Origin of the sequence: Okeania hirsuta, from assembly GCF_003838195.1 — a bacterium.
Lineage (GTDB): Bacteria > Cyanobacteriota > Cyanobacteriia > Cyanobacteriales > Microcoleaceae > Okeania > Okeania hirsuta.
On sequence record NZ_RCBY01000055.1, the window covers coordinates 1 to 20,304 of the forward strand.

Here is a 20,304-nt window from a genome sequence, read left to right on the forward strand (position 1 = left end):
AATTTTGAACACCGTGTAGACGGTGGGGTATTAAACCCACAAAGAAAATGATAAAGTATCAGGACTTAGGCACTGACAATAGATGTAGGGTGTTGCTCAGTTAGGCTACCGCTAGCATACCCTACCAATAGCGTTCATTTGTAAGTCCTAGTATTTTAATTGCCCTTATTATTCGTAAGATTCTTTTTTCAAAGATGCTATCTTTTATGATATGATTTAATCAGCATTATACTATAAAAAATCAAAAATGGAATTAAAAAGAATACAATTAATATAGTGTAGAATACATATATAGGCAATAAAATTGGTAAAATCACCACAAATATAGCAATTTTACCGATAATTTCCAGAAAATTCTTCATATTCATCCGTTTTTTTTGAGCTTCTTTTTTTACCTTAATTGTTAATTGTTGGTAAATCATTTTCTTTTTGATTCTTTTTCTGGGAAAACATTGATTATATAGCGTTTTTACTGATCAAATTCTTTTGTTTTTCTTGAAATTCCTTTCTCACCTTAATTGTTGGCTTAATTATTGGTAACTCGTTTTCTTTTTTATCCATTTTATCTGAAAATATTGGTAATCATAAAATAGATTTAGATTTAGTATATAAACGCCCGGACAATCATAAGATTTTATACTGATTTTGTACGCAGTTGATAGAACAAGCTTTCATCAGTAATGGGGTTGATTTTATGATTAGCGATCCCGTACTTAATTGTACCTCACGTTTCTTGGGAACTGCTATATTATAACTAATATCAAATCCGTTTAATTGGACATAAAAAAAATCTTCAATCGTCATAACTACCCTCATCTTTGTAATTCTTTCTCCTCCTGACTCCTGTCTCCTGACTCCTGAGGACTCCTAACTTAACCATTCTATGGCTGTTTAACCGGATTTGATATAATGCCATTTCTCAAAAGTAATGTTATAAAGCTTTGTTGAGTTTATCCTGCGGATGAACTACACTAACACTTCGTTCTATAAAGGCCTAAATTTTTAGCTGTGTCGCTGCACTACGTCTGGATTTAATATTCCTTTAACAAACAGTCTCTAAATTGATGAATAGCATTAAATTTAAAAATGATATTACAGAATATATTTTCTCTCTTTGAGCTAATGATAAGATAGTAAATGATGAAGTAATTTCCTTCAAGATTGTGAACTAAAAATGTCTGAAAATAATTCTTTAATTGGTCAAACTCTCAGGCAACATTACAAAATTGTAGAACAATTAGGTTGTGGGGGTGGGTTTGGAGAAACTTATATTGCTGAAGATATAGATATACCAGCAAATCCCAAACCTCAGCGTGTTGTTAAACGGCTAAAACCAACAATTAAACATCAACAAGTCCAAAGATTATTCGAGCAAGAAGGTCAAATTCTTAACCGACTTAGTAGATACGATAAAATTCCTACTTTGTATGCTTATTTTGAGCATAATCAAGATTTTTATCTAGTTCAAGAACTGATAATAGGTCACGATTTAAGCACAGAAATGAGTCAGCCTTGGAATGAAGCTAAAGTGCTAAATTTTTTGTCAGAAATTTTAGAAGTTTTAGCTTTTGTACATCAAGATGAGGTAATTCATCGAGATATTAAACCAGGGAATATTATGCGGCGAGACCGCGACCAAAAATTAATGTTAATTGACTTTGGTGCAGTTAAAGAAGTAAGTAATATTGTAGTTAATTCTCAGGGAAAATCTAGTAGTACAATTGCAGTAGGTACTCCTGGTTATATGCCTGTGGAACAAGCACAAGGAAGACCACAATTTGCTAGTGATATTTATGCTGTGGGTATTACTGCAATTCAAGCTTTGACAGGAGTTACACCCAGGAATTTTATCCAAGATGAACTAGGTGAGATAGACTTGCAAAAATTAGTTCCTAATATCAGTGAAAAGTTAGCTAATTTTCTAACAAAAATGGTTAGGGTTAATTGGAAACAGCGTTACTCGGATGCTGCTGTAGCTTTACGAGCATTACAGGGTAATATTGAACCGATTTCTGGAATATTAAATTGGATTTTATTAAAGATAACTATTGGTTTGATTTGTCAGCATAAAAATTGCGATTTTAGTATTTTTCAAAGTTGTCTAGATTTTTTTGTAGACCGCCTTCAGCAAAATAGCACTTCTGTGAATTGTGAGCTTTACAAAACTGTTAGTATGTCGCTATTAAAGGCACAAGAAAAAATTGCTATTGAATATAGAAATCAGATTGGAGGTTCTTTTCCGACAATACTTCAATATTCACCATTTCATTCTGAGCAAAAACGAAAAAATTTGGGTTGGGTGAATCGTAAAATATCTAAGTTGAGAAGTGAATTTAAAAAAATCAATCAAACAAAATATGTTACAAATTTTCCTGAAGATATTAGTTGTTTGTTAATTCCTTTACCTCCTGTAGATGAAATTAAGAATTTATGCCAAAGTTTTATTCTGGTTTTACTCCAGGGAGATGAACCAGATGGATACTTAGAAAAGCTGCAAAGAGATGTGGGAGGTTTATTAAACTTAGTAGCTGTTAATTTCATGCAAGAAATGCGCGATAATCAAATAGTGAAAGAAATTTTTGAATGCGATTTTTTAGGAATAATTAATCAACAATTATCAGGAGATAAATTGACTCTAGAAGATTTAGAGAAGTCTCTCCAGAAAGTTAGATTAGAATTAACTGAATTAAGGATTCAGCAGGAAAAAGCAAAAACAATGATTATCTCGCCACCTATTAATTTTGGTGTGACACTACCAGGTAATTCACAAGTTGAAGAAGAAAGAAGGAAGGAGGAAGAAGGAAGAAGGAAGAAGGAAGAAGGAAGAAGGGAGAAAGAAAAATCTAATCACTTGACTTCTGAACAACAAAAAAAGACGAAGGAAAAAGAGTTATTATTGGATACTCCTTCTGGTCAAGTAGCACTTAATTCTCCCTTTTATGTAGAGCGATCGCCCATAGAGTCAGAGTGTTATGAAACTATTATGAATCCGGGAGCTTTGATTCGAGTTAAAGCACCTAGACAGATGGGAAAAACTTCTTTAATGAGTAGAATTTTGAATTATGCTGAACAGCAAGGATATTGCAAAGCTTGTTTAAATTTTCAGTCAGCAGATGAGGAATTTTTGACTAATCTTGATTTATTTTTAAAATGGTTTTGTGCCAGTATTACTGATGAATTGAATCTAGAAGAAAAACTGTCTGAATATTGGCAAGGAGTATTAGGAAGTAAAAATAAATGTACAAATTATTTTCAAAGATATCTACTATCAGAAATTTCAACTCCTTTAGTTTTAGGGTTAGATGAAGTAGACCAAGTTTTTCAACATCCAGAAATTGCTACTTCCTTTTTTGCTTTGCTCAGGACTTGGCATGAACGTGGTAAAAATGAAGCAGTTTGGCAAAAACTAAGGTTAGTAATTGTACATTCAAAAGAAGTATATATTCCTCTAAATATTAATCAGTCACCTTTTAATGTAGGTTTGCCCATAGAGTTACGAGAACTCAACTGGGAAGAAGTAGAAAATTTAGTCAAATTACATCATCTAGAATGGTCTTCAGAACAGATAAAAGAATTAATGGCAATGGTAGGAGGACATCCTTATTTAGTACGTCAAGCTCTCTATCAAATTGCCCGGGGAAGAATGACTTTAGAAAAGCTATTACAGGTCGCTCCGACAGAAGAAAGTCCCTATTGTGACCACCTACGCCGCCACTTAAATAATCTTGAAGAAAATCCAGAATTATTAACAGTAATTAAACAAATTATTACGATAAATTACCCTATACCTATAGGCACAAAAGAAGGATTCAAATTACGCAGTATGGGATTAGTAAAGTTTCAAGGTAATTTAGTCATGCCTCTATGTGAATTGTATCGGAAATATTTTAGCTATCGACTGTGAAGCCAAACTATAAAATCCCAAATTTATATCATGTCCTGATAATTAGTTATGAAAAAAACTATCCTTTCACTTGCAGAGCAAATCTCTTTTTTCTCCCTACTACCTACTCCCTACTAATTTATTTATAAGTATTCAACCGGACATGATATTAAATCTATGAATTTGTTGAAAAATACTAGATTTTCACCATTTTATCCTGTAGTTAGTCTATAAATAATGTATAGCAGAAAAAAGAAAGGTTTAGTTATCTAGGCGATTAGTTATCTAGGAGAGAAGGAACAATCTTGCGTTGTCTGAGTTTTAAGCTTTTGATATACCTGCGCCCTTTCCTTCGACTGCTATATTTACTAAATTAAACCAGGCAGCAATTGTCAAAATTAAATCTTTTTTATTCCATTTTTTTCAGACCTTTTTTCTCTCTCACCTATTCCCCATACCTACTTTTTTGTAAATTTTCTCAATCCAATTGGTATAAGACAATTTTGATAAATCATTATCTTTTTCTTTATGGGTTTAATACACCGTCTACAATTGGTTGGAGTTTGAGTCCCAATCTACTTCTTCCTTCTGGCTTCTTCCTTCTTCAACTCAGCTCTTGACAATGTACTGTCTGAATAAGATATTATTGTTTATATAACGAAAATACCATGATTATAAGTGCCTCAAATGTATTTATTTGATCCTAATAAAACCCTAGTTATAGTCCTGCAAATATGCTTTCGATCAAAAAATATTTATCCTCACTAAGCAATCAGCGGAAATTCGCAAGATTACTCAGAAGTACGCTGAGATTTATCTATAGTTTATTAGAAATTGCTACTATTTTACTCACTGTTATTTTCTTAATTTTAGGAATTATTTATATTGAAAATACCATAGAACAAAAAACACAGTGGGGTAAAGTTTTTCTAGAATCCCTTGAAGACTCGCAAATTCTAGGAACTATTGAAAATATTAGCATTGTCACAGCATTAGTTATTTACATTAGGTGGGGAAAAAAGAAATCCCATTATCAAGCTTGGCAGGTAATTGACTCTGCCCAAGGATTACAAATTAGCTATGCTAGAATCAAAGCGCTAGAAGAACTTGTAAAAGGAGGTGTTTGTTTAAAAGGTTTATCTTTACCTAAAACCAATTTAGACCAAGTTAATTTAGTAGATGTAGATTTTAAAGAAGCAAATCTTCAAGGAGCAAAACTTTTAGAAGCCAACCTTCGAGGAGGTAAATTTGAATTAACTCAATTACAAGGAGCTTTTCTCTGGGGAGCAAATCTTCAAGATACTTTCTTTCTTTTAACTCAACTTCAAAAAGCAAATTTTAGTTCAGCAAATCTAAAAAATGCCGATATGGAGGGAGTTAATCTCTTAGAAGCAAATTTACAAAAAGCGAATTTGGAGGGAGCTTATATACTAGGAAATCTTCAAGGTGTTGACTTACAAGAAGCAAATTTAAAAGGAGCAAATCTGCAAGGTTGTTATCTGAAAAACGCTAACTTTCAAAGTGCAAATTTGAAAGGAGCAAACTTACAAGAAGCAAATTTACAAGGAGCAAACTTTCACGATGCTAATCTACAAGATACCAACCTACAAAAAGTAAAAGGGTTGAATCCATTACAGATTAAATCTGCTAATAACTGGCAACAAGCTAAATATTCTAGAGAATTTTACTCTCAGTTAAATTTACCAGAAAAATGAAGGCAGAAGGCATCCCCCCTTGCCCCCCTTTGAAAGGGGGGAGGAAGAAGGGAAAATTGCTTATGAATAGTCAACGACCGACCACTCCGTCTATAAAAATAGCAGTCCTAAATCATTTGTGATAATTTTATTGCTTTGGTATTCGTTATTCCCTGTTCCCTGTTCCCTGTTCCCTAAAATCTATAATATCTCATAATTCCCTGTTCCCTGTTCCCTGTTCCCTAAAATCTATAATATCTCATAACTCCCTGTTCCCTGTTCCCTGTTCCCTGTTCCCTAAAATCTATAATATCTCATAACTCAAATAAGATTGCTAAATAATATGAACAAAAGCCATATTCGGCTCAACAAAACCACAAGAGAATGGGTTATTTATGCGCCAAACCGAGGCCAACGTCCCCAGGATTTTCAACAAGAAAATATAGTACAAGAACAAGTAGAAAGTCACTCTCCGAACTGCCCTTTTTGTACTGGTAATGAAGAGCGTCTAGGAGGTATTTTATTAGAGAAACAAAACCCAGAAAATACTAACTGGCAAGTACGGGTTATTCCTAATAAATTTCCCGCTTTAACTCCTGAAGGAAATACCGATCGAAAATTAGAAGGAATTTATCTGACCATGCCTGGTTATGGTAGACATGAAGTAATTATTGAAAATGCCGACCATAGCAAAGATATTCCTACAATGTCTATCCAAGAAGTAGAGATTATAATTGATACTTACCATCAACGTTACATCGAACTTATGGAAATAGATGAAAGTATGATGGTAATTATATTTAGAAATCATGGTAAAAAAGCAGGTGCTTCTTTACGTCATCCCCATTCTCAAATTATTGCTACTAGCATTGTTCCCCAACATCGACGCTGGCAAGAAGAAGAAGCTCAAAGATATTATGATGAATTTGGGCGCTGTTTATACTGTGAAATATTAGCATTTGAAAAACAAAATAAAACGCGAGTAATTGAGGAAAATTCATCCTTTTTAGCTTTTATTCCCTTTGCTGCTAAAGCACCTTTTGAAATCTGGATAATGCCAAAAGAACATCAAGGTGATTTTGGTAGTATTTCAGACCAAGAAAAATCAGATTTTGCATTAATTCTCAAAAATATTCTCACCAAATTATCAGAAAAATTAAACGACCCAGATTATAATTATGTAATTAACACTGCTGCTCGTTATAAAGCAGAAGAACCACAAGTACATTGGTATTGTTTAATTGAACCTCGACTTACCACACCGGCAGGTTTTGAAATTGCTTCTGGTATTAGAATTAATCCCTCCCTTCCAGAACTAGATGCAGAATTTTTAACTGCTACTTAGGGTTTGCTGAAAAAGTATGCATGGTAAAGGTAGGAGTCAGGAGTCAGGAGTCAGGAGTCAGGATAAATGGGAATTATAGAGGAGGTAGGAAGAAGAGTTGTCCCTTGATTTTTCTGCCTTTGTCTGCCCTCAATACTAATTTTTTGAACTTTTTAGACCAAAAAGCTAGCACTTTTTTCGATCCAAAAAGGCTAAAACCTTCATCCGTCAATTCTTTGAGATTTAATCAGCAATCCCTACTTAATAGCAGGGAATAGGGAATAGTAGGAAAAACATTTCTGTGTTTCAAATTGATCATTATTTTATGCCTTAAACAACTATTTATTTGCTATAAAACCTCTTTTTGGGATGCAGCAAGAGCAATAGCTCCCACAATAATTTGATGTTCTTGTATTTGAATTCTTTCGTGCAAAGTTTCTGGTGTATCGTCAGGCAAAATTGGTACAGCCGCCTGCATTAAAATTGGACCATTATCTACTTCTACATCTACTAAATGTACCGTACAACCAGTTATTTTTACTCCAGCTTCTAATGCTTGTTCGATAGCTTTAATACCTCGAAAACTAGGTAATAAACTGGGATGAATATTGATAACTTGATTAGGAAAAGCATCTATTAAAACCTTAGTAACAATTCGCATCCAACCCGCCATAATTACCCACTCTACATCATATTCTTGTAGAGTTTCAACAATTTTGCCGTCAAATTTTTCTCTATTTTTGTATTCTCGATGATTTAATAATATTGTCGGCACGCCCCATTTTTCTGCTCTTGTTTTAACCTTTGCTCCAGGATTATTATAAATCATTACCTGAACTTGAGCATTTAATTTTTGATTATTTATTGCCTCCATAATAGCCTCAAAATTACTACCATTCCCAGAGGCGAGAATTCCTAATTTCAAAGGAGAATTTTTTGCCGAAAAATTCTCAGGAATAGCTGGAGAAATTAGAAAAGAATTAGAATTAAGTTGTTGAGATTCAGTTGTCATTTTTGCAAGTTAAATAGTGGGAATTGTTTAGATTATATAGCAGAAGGAAGAAGGAAGAGGGAAGAAGTAAGAAGGAAGAAGGAAGAAGGAAAAAGGAAGAAGTAATAACTGCTGCTCCCGTAATGTTTACAGCAAAGAGGAATATCTGGCACGGGAGCAAGATGCTCCCACTGTTCTCGTAACAAACATGGCCGAGAAGGAAGAAGAAAGAGAGAAGAGGAATAACTGCTACTCCCGTAATGTTTACAGCAAAGAGGAATACTTGGCACTCCCCATCTCCCCTACTCCCCGCTTTCCTGCGATACAATATTTACAAATGACAGGAACTGTCCAATAGCTAAAAGTCTTATATTATCAGCAATTTATTCCTCCTGTTGCCTGCGCACAGCGCTATATCAAACAACTCCCAAATCATATTGGAGGTATAATGGTTTATCAATCTGAAAAGTCTTGTAAAACTGGAGCGATCACTTCTTTCAAGATGCCCTAAATTCTTAAAATTTCAGTTCATTTTTCTCCAAGAAAATATTCTTGAATAATGTAAGTAATTACTGGACAAAAAGGGATGTACTTACCTTGATTATCCAATTTATCAAAACTATCTAGTAATTCCTTGAATTCTGATTTTTCAAGATTTTCTACAACTTCTAATATACCATCAATTGCTGCTTTACGCATTGCATTCAACTTATCAATATCTAATCCTAATTTATCAATTGTTTTCAGAGCAATTTCTTTTTCTTTTTTATCTAAAACATTAGTGGGTAAAATTTCTCCAGAACCAGTATAGCGAAAAAAATCACCACAGTTAGGTTCTAAAGGGGAAACCATCAACTTTTCTTCATACCAATCTGCTTTTTTGACACCACAATGGGGAGGTTCTTTTTTTTCTCTTTCACGTTGGCACGATGCTAATAAATTATTATAATTTAGCTGCTCTTCTGAAAAAATGCTACGGGGTTTGAGGTGTTCTATATGACTATTTTCCTTATCAATTTCCATGCCACAGTAACAACAAATATAACCCTGTTCCTCAAGTAATTTTTGATGAATATTAGTTTTTTCTTTGCTCCTTAAATCATTATAAGTAGGTTGCCAATCTTCATTGGCAGACGCTTTAAATTTTGCTAAATCTTCAGGTTCATCACCCTTTTTTATATACTTCACTTATTCAAAATCTCCCGCCGACGCATCAATATATCTGCTCTGACAAATTCTGGTTCATCAGTACCTATTTCTTTCTCAATTTCTAGCCGTAGTTGTCTAGCTGACTCAAGATTTCCACTATCTATTAATCGAAATAATTCCATCAATTTTTCCTTGATTTGTTGTGGACGTTCGGAAACTTTCATCAAGTCTTCTAAAATACGATTACTATCTCTACCGAACGAACTAGAAGGATGTTTGACAACAATATTATCATCTATTTTTTCTAAAATATAAACGCTATTCGGTTTGATTTGACTGATAACTTGTGGGGAATGAGTAGTAATAATAAATTGACAGTTAGGAAATGTTTCTGTTAGTTTAGGAATTACTTCACGCTGCCAAGCAGGATGTAAATGTTGTTCAATTTCATCTATTAATACCACACTATTTGCTTTTAAGGGATCGCCTAAACTTGGATTAGCTATTGCTAAACGTCTGGCTAAGTCACCTACTAATGTTAATAAGCTTTTTTCTCCATCAGATAGTTGTTGAATATCAAGTTCTTGGTCTTGTTTTTTTATTGTCATTCTTGGGTAAGGTTTGCGACGGACTCTAATATCAGAAAAGTCATTTTTTCCTAATATAGAATAGATAGATTTTCTGACTGCTTCAAGTTGGCGATCGCGATATTTTATATCATCTCGAAGTTCTTCATTTTCGGTTTCTTCTATTACTCTAAACCATTTGAAAAAGCTATCAAAATTAATTTGTATTCCATCAAGTGCTTGTTCATAACCATCAACTTGTTTGAAAGAGTAGTCTTCAACTTCAATTTCTAAAGGTACACTAAGTACAGAACGATTAACAGGATAGTAAACAATTAGAGGAATATCAAGTTGAGAATTATTTTTCAATTTAGTACGAATATCATCTACTATTGATGGTGATTTTATAGATATTCCCCAACCTCCACCGTTGTTTTGAGCTAAACCTATTTGATTTTCTAAACCATCAATTGAAAAGATAATTTCACAGTCAGTTGTTTCATATCCATTTTTAATATCCTCTTCGCTAAAACGTCTTCCTTTTGATTTATCTATAAAATCATCTAAAGCTAAATCCTGTATTGTCCTTTTTGGTTCATACTGAATTCTAGATAAAAGCCAAGAAAAGAGAATTGCTATACAATCTAAAATACTAGATTTCCCTACTCCATTAATTCCAATAAATACAGTAGGTTCTGTAGTAACAAAATCAATAGTTAAATTCTTTATTCCTCTAAAACAATTAATTTCTAAACGTTTAATTTTCATCAGTTATAAAATAGAAGTTTTCATATAGTCATCATATAAAATTCAGATAATTAGTATATCCAAGTCATTGCGACGGTCACTCCGTGGAAGGAAGCAATCTCCTAAAACCTTGAGATTTTTTCCTATCGTCGCAATGACGAATCGCACACCAGATTCTATATCAGAAATAATTCGTGAAAAAAAAATTGTAGGCATTCAGTCCCCAAACCCAAATGAGATTTGAAAACCAAACTCCTACAAGCAAATACTATAACATAACTCCAGTAGGGCGTATTAATGAAATGTAATGCACTGCCTATCCTTAATATTTCGGTGCGTTACACTCCGCTAAGATACCCTACTTCTCCCCCCTTTCAAAGGCAGCAGGGGGGTATATTACCCTCTAATAATAAAGTCTTCAACTTCAAGCAATGCTCCATTACTCAAAGTGGCGAACTGAGCGCCATCACCAAAACCACCAGCATTACCATTAGGGTTGTAGAATAAAGCACCATTATTACTGTTGTAAACAATAACTGCTTCAGAAGTTGCAGCAGCATTATTACTGGTAACAGTGGTAAATTCTGTTGCGATACTGTTAATGGCAGTAAATGTAGTTCGATCCAACAGAATTTTATCTTGACCGACAACAAAATCAGTAATTTCATCCACACCAATATCATCAGCATCAAATTCCTGATTTGTGGCAAAGATAAAACGGTCAATACTAGCACCACCAGATAGAGTGTCGTTTCCACTTCCACCATTGAGGCGATCGCGTCCTTGACCACCATTCATCTCATCGTCCCCATCCCCTCCAAAGAGATGGTCAAAACCAAGACGACCTTCTAAAACATCATCGCCATCCTGACCATAGAGGGAATCATTACCACGACTGCCAATAATTGAGTCGTCACCACCACCACCAACAAGAGTGTCATCTCCTGCTAGACCTGTGATGGTATCATCTCCAAAGTTGCCGTTGAGAGGTTCATCTTCTGGAGTACCAAAAATTTCTTGAGCAACTGCATCAACAATAGTGACTTGAGCAACTTGGTTTTCTGCATCAACTACATAGTCTTCTGTTTCTATCAACTCAATAGTTGTAGTTTCTTCTCCTTCCGACTCCTCATCCGGAATAGTTGTCCAGGTAACTGTTGCCGTAGTTGCCCCTTCGTCAACAGTAATAGCGGAACGTGAGAGTTCATCCCCTGCTGCTTGGAGTTGTTCTAGGTTAGAAGCATTGGTTAACTCAGGAGGAAATTCAATATCGCCAAAAGCATCATCAGCATCTGTTTCTGACCAAATTACCTGTAAACCTCCTGCTGGAGCAGCTTCACTTAAATTGAAAGTTAGGGTATATTGACCTGCGTTTTCACTAACAGTTTCCGGTTCAACGTTAATACTTACTGTCGGGATATTGACATTTATTTGCCGAGGGTTATAACTGAAACTGTCAATTTCCAGAGGTTCTTCAAAAGCATTAGCAACATTTTCCCAGGGGATAAATTTAAAGTTGGTATTGAAGTTTTGAATTTCTCCATCTTCTGGATCTTGTAGAACTGCTTCTGGTTCATTTGCTCCGTCTTGAATTACTAATAAACCGTTGGGGAAATTGTTACCTAAAGGTACGTTAATTACATCTGCACCATCAGATTCTTCCGCTCCATCAATATTGGCAAAATCTCCTACAAAGAAGTTACCAATATATTCATTATCTCCTTCCCGTTCATAAACAGCAAAAGTATTATCTCCCTGACTAGAAGCTAGTAAATAACCATTACCATTCTCAGCATAATAAATAGTTAAACCTTCTACATCCGCTTCAATATTTTCACCAACTTCATCAACTAAAGTTCTTTCATTACTACCATCAACTTCTGCATCAAATTTCCAAATTCCGAAGTTTTCTTGACCAGCATAAAGGAATCCTAATTCTTGGTCTACTACCATTCCTTCAACTTGAGCATCATCCAGTTCTCCACCTTCTGGAATAGGTACATCTAGACGACGAACTTCTGTGGCACTTACCGTTCCATCTTCGTTACTTGTTAACTCTAATTGAGCAATTTGGTCGCCATCTCGCTGACTAACATAAGCGTAAGTTTCCCCAGTATTAGGATTAGTATAAGTTGCTAAACCATAAGCTGTTTGTTCCCCATCATCTATGCCAAAAATTGAAGCTGCGGGGTCGCTAAGATTAGCAGCAGTAATATTAGTAAGTTGACGAGTTTGAGGGTCAATACTCCAAATTGCTAAAGTATCATTTTCTCGGTCAGTTGCTACTGCCAAGTCAACCGTTTTATCTCCTATTTGGAAGTTATAAACAATATCGACATTGTTATAACGAATATCCCCAGGAGTATCAGGAGAAATTTCTTGTAAAACTTCACCGTTTAAATCGTAAACTTCTAAACCAGCATCTTTTAATGTACTAATAACTAAACTTTGGTTGGGGTTATTAGGATGAACATAAATTGCTGGATCATCTGAATCAATACCTGTTTCAATTCTGTTCGTGTCTGGAGTTTCAACAGTAGGAGAAACAGCAGGAATACTATCAATATCTAGGGAGAAACCTAAAAATTGAGTAACTTGAGGAGTTACATCATTAAAATTATTATCACTAACTACCACTAAAGATTGGGACCCATCTGGCAAAACAGGTCCGAATGTCATCCCCTCATCATTATCTAAAGTAATGCCTAAATCTGCAAAATCTAGTAATAGTCGTTTTTCTGCTACAGCATCAACATCAAATAACGCTCCATCGGGGTCATCTGGATTAATTAAACCGTCAAAATCTTGGATATTAGTTGTATTTTGTAACTGAACTTCGTAGAGACGGATATTATTACCAACTCCAACAGCAAAAGACCTTTCCAAAGCTAATAAAGTATCGCTATTATCAAGGGCAAGTAATTCAACTAAGCCATTATCAGCAAAACCATCTTCTGGGTCTGGAGCAACAGGAATAGGGTCAACAAAATAGAGAAATTCTTTAATAGCTTCCCCAGTTTCTAAATCATATTTAATAATCCGAGAAGCACTGTCATTTTCCAGAGTAGGACGTTCGCCATCTTGTACTAAAGCACTTTCTGTTGCTGTGTAGAGAAAACGTTTGTCAGGAGTAATTGTTAAACTCTCAAATGCCTGATTATTTCTGATGCCTTGAGTACCATCATTATTAGGTAAAAATTTATCTGGAATTGTCAACTCATTTAATTGTTCTCCTCCTAAAGAAAATTGATTAACAAATGGGTCGATACCCTCATTAACATTTCCTTCCGAAGATATGAATAAATTCTCACCATTAAAAGCAATTCCTTCCGGGTCAACACCATTTTCAGGAAATGGTACTCCATTATTATTTAATAGAGTAGTAAAATCTATAAATTCAACATCTCCATCATCAAGACTCCCATCACTCCAATCAATATCAACAGTATAAAAACGGGCATCATTATTCTGACTCCGGTCATCAGAAATAGCATAATAAATTCCCGAACCTTTATCATAACTAATACCAGAAATACCACCTACTTCTGTACCTTGAAAATCCAACCCAGTCTCAAATTCTACCCCCCCAATAAACTCAATATTTGTGACAGTTTTACGATTTTCATTAGTCACATCTGCCCAAACCAAACGATGGTCTGAACTAGGAAAAGGAAAGTCTCCCACTAAGTCAAATAAAGAGTCATTTTCCTCCGGCCAAAAAACAGCAGCATCAACTATTTCTTGGTCTATTGAAGGCAAAACATAATCAACTCGTAAATTTCCAGAAGTACCAGGCGCATCATTAAAATCTGCCGTATCAAAAGCAGGGTTGCCTCCATGATTTGCACTTTCTTCCCCTTGACGGTTTGTAGCATCAATTCCCCCATTACTACCAGGAGTTACTGAAGTATTCACCAGAGGATTTTCTAATAATTGATTAATAGCATTATTGAAACTATCTCCATCAACTGGGTCAGCATTTTGGTCTCCCATAATAACAAAAGAATTACCAGCTGCTAAACCACCAAAATTTCCGGCATCATCATAAATATAATCTCCTTCTCCAGGAGTAACATAATCTGCCCAAAACCGAATTTCATCGTGATTTCTTCTGCCATTTCTATCTTCCTCCCCATCAAAAACTGGTGGAGTAGGATGACTAACTAAAACATGAATTATTTCCCCATTCACATTTATCGGCACATCCCAATGACTCTTAGAAGAAAGACGAAATACCTCTAATTCTTCCTCCGAATACCAATCATTAGGTTCCGGTGTATCCAGATTATCCGGTAATAATGCACCTGGCATATCTTTCCAGAGAAAGTTTTGAAAAGTTCTTACTTCCTCTTCAACAATAGGATATTTTGAATATAAAACCATTCCGAATTGACCGGGAAAATTGCCAAAACCAAAAGCATCATTCCCATAACCAAATTCACCCGGTGTTGTGACTATTTCCTCATTATTATCTAGGTCAAAACCAGAAGAAATACCTGTATTAGAAGGATCAAAATATACGAAAGGATATTCTACAGGATTTACTCCATTTTGACTTACTTCTAAATAGTTATCTCGGAATAATTGGGCAGCAGTTCCTTCTGAGTCAAAGTCAAATTCATTAACTAATAAAACATCAGGATTGACTCTTTGAATAATTTTTGCTACTGTCTTTCCTTGTTCGTTTTGTTCTGTAGAAATATCTGTGATTAATTGACCTTCTTCGTTGCGGTTTAGAGATGCGTTGAAGGTGGCAAAGCGGATTGGATTTGGCATAAACTAGAAACCCTTGAAATTAATTAGACTCATAACCGTAATGGGATTTTATAGGTTCTAATTTAAGTTTTGTTTATGTTTAGGTTAAGTGTTGTTTATTGGTATAGTGTAAAAAATTTTCAATCTAGATAGTTGACTGTATTTTTGATTGTGGTGATTCAATTAATTATAATAAAATACTTGTCTGTAGTTTTGCTCTAACTCCTGACACCAATTTCATAAAATATTGCTACAGTCACGGCACAGGGAACAGGGAATAGGGAATAGGTATGGAGGGAAAAAAAACAGAAATATTAAAGAGGAAAAAAGGTTGAATTGTTAGAATTTATGGGATTTATATTTTTGGCGTTGCTGAATCAAGGGATGAATATTTTTTAAACAGGTAAATTTCATCCTTAATACTTCTTTTTTGTCCAAGCATACAATTCATCCCACAAATATGCAACGCCTCTCCTTCTATTCCTCTTTCTTCTTCTTTCTTCCCTCCTGACTCCTGACTCCTGACTCCTGACTCCTAAGTAATTAAGGTTAATATCATACACGCTATTCAGCAACGCCATATTTTTTTATTGTAGGAATAAATCACAAACTAAGATGTAACTACCTTTTTTGAATTTGGTATTAAATACTTAAATCGTAGGAAAAGATTTGGGTTAAAGTTTAATTTGATATAGCAATTCCTATACTGGTAAGGTACAAAATTTGTTTTTCCTCCTGACTCCTGAGTTCTGACTCCTCCGTCGTTATTTATAACTGTTCAACCGGACATGATATTACTTTTAGCTTTTCCTTGAACGCGCTCGTCATCATTCACACAGAAATTATCAATTATTTCCCCTACTGCCTACTACCTACTCCCTCTTTTCTGCTGAATATCGCTAATTTATAAATACTGGCTCTTGACATTATCTCAATTAAAGGATATGTTCGAGTTAATTTGGTTATACTAGGCTGAATTTTTGCCATAATTTATTCTTTATCAAAATAACTGGGTCTAAAAACCCCGCCTTGATTGGCAAAATGTTTTTGGAGACTTGCTCAAATCTCAGTTACAAAAACAACTTCTGACTTCGTTAAAATGAGGAATAATATTCAAGAAAATGAATCCAACAATAGAACTTTTTTGCTTTCAAGGTAGTCTTTTTGCTTGGCGAGTACACCTGGCCTTAGTAATTCATAATGTTGATTATGTCTCTCATTATTTAGACCCATCAACAGGAGAACATAAACAACCCGATTATCTAGCTTTAAATCCTCGTGGTAAAGTGCCATTACTAAAACATGGGGAATTATTTGTGCGTGAATCTATAGCAATTTTAGTGTATTTAGATTCTCTCTATCCTGAGTGGCAACTTTTTGGCAATACTAGCCAAGAGAAAGCAATAATTTGGCAACAGGTATGTGAAATTGAAAATATAATTGTGCCCTCTTTACTTCAGCTTATCCCTCCAATTTTCTTTGGAGGTTTAGCAGAGAAAGAAAAGGAAGTTGTTGAAAATTTCCAGAAATTAAAAGAAGAATTTACCATACTCAATGATGAGGTTTTAGCAGATAAAAATTGGTTGGCAGGCAATCGATTATCTGCTGCGGATATTGCTATTTATCCTATTTTTAAATTTGTCGAAAAATTAGCAGTTCAGGAAGATGTAAGTAAATTAAACATAGACATCTTACCTATAGAGAAAAAATATCCAAAATTAGGAGATTTGCTACAAAAGATTGATGAAATGCCTAATGTTGATAGTCTCTATCCTCCTGACTGGCGTTGAAGCAGAAACAACAATGAATAATGAATAATTAATAATGAATAATTAGGACTTGCTGATTAAATCTAAAATCATTGACAGATAAAGCTTTTAGCATTTTTCCTTATATTCAATGCTCTCGGTTTTAACCAGAGGTAATTAGGGCTTGCTGATTAAAGATAAAATAATTACCAGATAAAGGTTTTAGCCTTTTTAGGTATTGAAAAAGTACATAGTTTTTGGCTCAATTAGCCTCAAAAAGCTAATATTTTTACCTGAAAATGCCAAAAATTTTGCCGTAGCAGATAGTCTAAACTGTTGCCAGATGAGCTGTTCCCTGTTGCCTATCATCACCATAAGACTTTTTCAGCAAGCCCTAATTATCAATTATTCATTATCCATTATCAATTGATGAACTCTTAAATACATACTGTGTAAGCATTCAGCTATTAGCTGTCAGCTAGCCTCCTGCGGAGGAACTGCGCACTTCAGCAACAATATTCTCTTCTTAAGGACAGTGTTTAAATTAATATAGACTTTAAGGACAAGGGAGCTAACTTTTTGTAGTCAGACAATTAATAAAGCTTTTATCGTAAACGAAAAGCAATAGCTTATGGCTGATAGCTGACGGCTGAATGCTTACTATCCTGTAAATATAAAACCCATATTGAAGCATAAGAACAGCAAGCTTAAATTGTCTACAAAAGGTAATAAAGCTGATCCCTGAATTCTTACTTCTTCCCTCTCAAAAACCATTACCAATTAAAATAAATGGTGCCCAATAATAAGGATGATTATACTCACTATTAATCATATTAACTTGTGCTTCTCTTAGCGATTCTACCTTACTTACTCCTTTATTCAAAGCTACATAAAAATAATTCATAAATTCATGAGTAGCTTGGTCATCAACTAACCATAAAGTTGCTAATGTTGCTGCTGCACCAGCTTCTTGCACTCGATAACCAAAACCGAGTATTTCTTGACCATTTCCTATATCTTTTCCCAGAGCAGTTTGACAAGCACTCAATACCACTAATTCTACATCCTTTAAATTCCAATATTTCACATCTCCTAATGTAGCGCGATCGCCATCTCCAAATAAGATAAAAGATTCTTCTGGATGACCATTGACAAAGGCAGAATGAGTGGCAAAATGTACAATATTATGGCTATCCATATTTAATTCCATAGCTTCTTTAGTAAATTCATTTCCTAATAATTTATTAGTTTCAGGAAATATCTGCTCTATATTCTCTACTTCTACTCCCGCAAAAGGTAATCCTTCAAATTCAAATCTTCGTCTACCTACCTGAAATTGATAACTACCTTCAGTTAAAGCACCTGCCAAAATGACTGGTTGAAAATTTTCCCTAGGCTCTAAATCCATTAAACTTGCAGCAGTAATATTATTAATTTCAAACCTTTCTACTAGCCATTTTCTACCATCATATAAAGCTGCTAAAGGAATATAACGTAATTGTCCATCTGGTGCATAAATAATAGTTTTAGCTTTAGTAAGTCTTAGCTCTTTCTCTAGAGGTTTAATTAACCAATTGTAGAGTTTAAATCCTGCCAGCATAATTCTTTTTTCAGATTGATTATTATTTTCGTTAGGTAATGATTGAGAATTATTTCTATTGATTAATCTTACTCTTAATTCAAAGATAGCTTGATTAAATTCTTCTCGTTTTACCGACACAGTACGATGCACCGGGGGATAATTTGAACTTACTAATATTAATTCTAGTCGGTCTTCTAAAACTAATGGATATAATACTACTGTATTTTTATTTTGATGTTTTTTTAGTTCAAGTTGTAAAGAAAATACTATATCTGAACTTAGTTTTTGATTTTCAGCATTTTCTTTTAATTCTGATACAATAGATTTCACTTCTTCACTATCAAAAAATTCAATAATTTCTAGTAATTTTTCCTCTAGTTGATTTTGGTTTTTCGTATCACTTGCTGCTTCTATGAGCTGACTATATTTTTTCCAAAAGAGTTCTTCTGATTCTAGTAATGGCAATTCACTATATTTATGGTTGTCAATCTGTAAACTACCCATCTGCTCAAATATTTCTTGGACTTTGAGTAAGTCTATAATTTGATGTGCTTCGAGTGCGCGTTTTTTTTGTAGTAATAATTCAGCTAAAGTACGATATGTTTCAGCAACACTTTCTACATCAGCCTCTTGCTCTTCTGCTGGTAAAACTTTTAAATTTTTCCTGATACTTTCTGTAATATTAACTGATTGTTTATAGAAAATTATTGCTAATTCAGTCTGATTTTTTGTTTCTAATAATTTACCTAGATTAGCAAGATGAATTCCTTCTTTTCCTTTGTTATCAAGTTGTCTATCTATAATTAAACTATGATTTAAAAATTTTAGGGATTCCGAATACTTATTTAGATCTTGATAAACTTTACCAATATTATGAAAAGTAACTGCTTTACCTTCTTGATCGCCTTCTTCTTCTTGAATAGCTAATGCTTGTTTATGATTCTCTAATGCTTGAGAGTATTTCTCTTGCTCTCGATAAATTACACCTATATGATTAAGGGTTTGAGCTGTACCAAGATTGTCTTGATTTTCTTGATAATTTTTTAAAGCTTGTCGAAGGTATTCTAAGGCTTGAGAATATTTTTTTAAGTGGCGATAAATTGCTCCAATATTACTGAATATATTGTTTTTTTCTGGAGGATTTTTCTTTAAAACTTGTTTATAATAATCGATAGCTTGCTCATACAAACCTAACTGGGAATACACCACACCAATCTTATTTAAAATAGCAATAATATTTTCACTATCCTGATTTTTTTTAGCATTTTTTAAAGCTTTTTGATAATATTCTAAGGCTTTGAAATACTTACCTTGAGCATCATAAGCAATAGCAATTTTCTTCAAAGTATGAATAATCTCAAAGCGATCGTCTTCTGGAGTTAATTTTTCTAATTTTTCTTGTAATTGTTCCAAATTTTCATCAAGTTGATCGTTGTAAAATTCTGATTGAACTTGCTTTTCTTGTTGCTGTATTTCAATTTTTTGATTGTTCTGTAAAATAGGACTAACAGAATTTGTCTTAACTTGTGCTTGTGCTTTTGAATTTAGATTAAAATTTTTATCGACTGGTATAGATGGAATAATAATTAATAAACATGCAGTAGATATAATTAATCTGAAATATTTCCAATTTATCATTTTTTCAACTATATTTTTTATGTGTATTATGTATAACTATAAGGTAAGCATTCAGCATTCAACTATAGCAGGGAACAGGGAGCAGTTAGAAAAACATTTCCTAGTCTAAGATTTATCATCCGCATAAGTCCTAACCAATTCTTTCTTAACTATAGCAATATGATTTGAGTTGTGAGATATTGGAAGCTTTTAGGGCACAGGTAACAGGGAACAAAGAAGAAGAAAAA

The 20,304-nt window shown here is 34.0% G+C and carries 13 protein-coding genes; 6 read left to right on the plus strand and 7 right to left on the minus strand.

Annotated elements, in window-relative coordinates:
- Positions 1-793 precede the first annotated feature (793 nt).
- Complete coding sequence (locus D5R40_RS40950; RefSeq protein ID WP_275670378.1) at positions 794-916, minus strand: hypothetical protein; 123 nt, start codon at positions 914-916, stop codon at positions 794-796.
- A 258-nt stretch (positions 917-1,174) separates the two neighbouring features.
- On the opposite strand from D5R40_RS40950, the gene D5R40_RS11725 reads away from it, so the two are divergent.
- From D5R40_RS11725 to D5R40_RS35085, 4 genes are all read left to right on the plus strand, one after another.
- Positions 1,175-3,904: an AAA-like domain-containing protein gene (locus tag D5R40_RS11725; protein ID WP_124154678.1), complete on the plus strand. Its 2,730-nt coding sequence runs from the start codon at positions 1,175-1,177 to the stop codon at positions 3,902-3,904.
- 713 nt (positions 3,905-4,617) lie between these two features.
- A complete protein-coding gene (locus tag D5R40_RS11730; protein ID WP_124145061.1) occupies positions 4,618-5,598 on the plus strand; it encodes a pentapeptide repeat-containing protein in 981 nt (326 codons plus the stop codon).
- Between the two features lie 310 nt (positions 5,599-5,908).
- On the plus strand, positions 5,909-6,922 hold the full coding sequence (gene galT / locus D5R40_RS11735) for a galactose-1-phosphate uridylyltransferase (protein WP_339379557.1): 1,014 nt from the start codon (positions 5,909-5,911) through the stop codon (positions 6,920-6,922).
- A 20-nt stretch (positions 6,923-6,942) separates the two neighbouring features.
- Complete coding sequence (locus D5R40_RS35085; RefSeq protein WP_124154680.1) at positions 6,943-7,179, plus strand: hypothetical protein; 237 nt, start codon at positions 6,943-6,945, stop codon at positions 7,177-7,179.
- 71 nt (positions 7,180-7,250) lie between these two features.
- Here the strand turns inward: D5R40_RS35085 and purN are convergent, their stop codons facing one another.
- Positions 7,251-7,913 carry a phosphoribosylglycinamide formyltransferase gene (gene purN, locus D5R40_RS11745; RefSeq protein ID WP_124154681.1) on the minus strand — a complete coding sequence of 221 codons (663 nt, stop codon included), beginning with the start codon at positions 7,911-7,913 and terminating at the stop codon, positions 7,251-7,253.
- Positions 7,914-7,936: 23 nt separating this feature from the next.
- Between purN and D5R40_RS35090 the strand changes: the two genes are divergently transcribed.
- The gene (locus tag D5R40_RS35090) at positions 7,937-8,095 is read left to right on the plus strand and encodes a hypothetical protein (protein WP_161564980.1); all 159 of its coding nucleotides are present in this window, start codon (positions 7,937-7,939) and stop codon (positions 8,093-8,095) included.
- 325 nt (positions 8,096-8,420) lie between these two features.
- Here the strand turns inward: D5R40_RS35090 and D5R40_RS11750 are convergent, their stop codons facing one another.
- The 4 genes from D5R40_RS11750 to D5R40_RS35095 form a co-directional block, all read right to left on the minus strand.
- Complete coding sequence (locus tag D5R40_RS11750) at positions 8,421-9,080, minus strand: retron system putative HNH endonuclease (protein WP_124154682.1); 660 nt, start codon at positions 9,078-9,080, stop codon at positions 8,421-8,423.
- A complete protein-coding gene (locus tag D5R40_RS11755; RefSeq protein ID WP_124154683.1) occupies positions 9,077-10,375 on the minus strand; it encodes an AAA family ATPase in 1,299 nt (432 codons plus the stop codon). Before D5R40_RS11755 ends, D5R40_RS11750 begins: the two co-directional genes overlap by 4 nt.
- Before the next feature lie 375 nt (positions 10,376-10,750).
- Positions 10,751-15,130, minus strand: coding sequence for a phytase (locus D5R40_RS11760; RefSeq protein WP_161564981.1), 4,380 nt, complete (start codon positions 15,128-15,130; stop codon positions 10,751-10,753).
- 395 nt (positions 15,131-15,525) lie between these two features.
- A complete protein-coding gene (locus D5R40_RS35095; RefSeq protein ID WP_161564528.1) occupies positions 15,526-15,690 on the minus strand; it encodes a hypothetical protein in 165 nt (54 codons plus the stop codon).
- Positions 15,691-16,230: 540 nt separating this feature from the next.
- On the opposite strand from D5R40_RS35095, the gene D5R40_RS11765 reads away from it, so the two are divergent.
- Positions 16,231-16,899 (plus strand): glutathione S-transferase family protein, encoded by a 669-nt coding sequence (locus tag D5R40_RS11765; protein ID WP_124145058.1) that lies wholly within the window; start codon positions 16,231-16,233, stop codon positions 16,897-16,899.
- 721 nt (positions 16,900-17,620) lie between these two features.
- Here the strand turns inward: D5R40_RS11765 and D5R40_RS11770 are convergent.
- On the minus strand, positions 17,621-20,077 hold the full coding sequence (locus D5R40_RS11770) for a CHAT domain-containing protein (RefSeq protein WP_124145057.1): 2,457 nt from the start codon (positions 20,075-20,077) through the stop codon (positions 17,621-17,623).
- Positions 20,078-20,304: the final 227 nt, after the last annotated feature.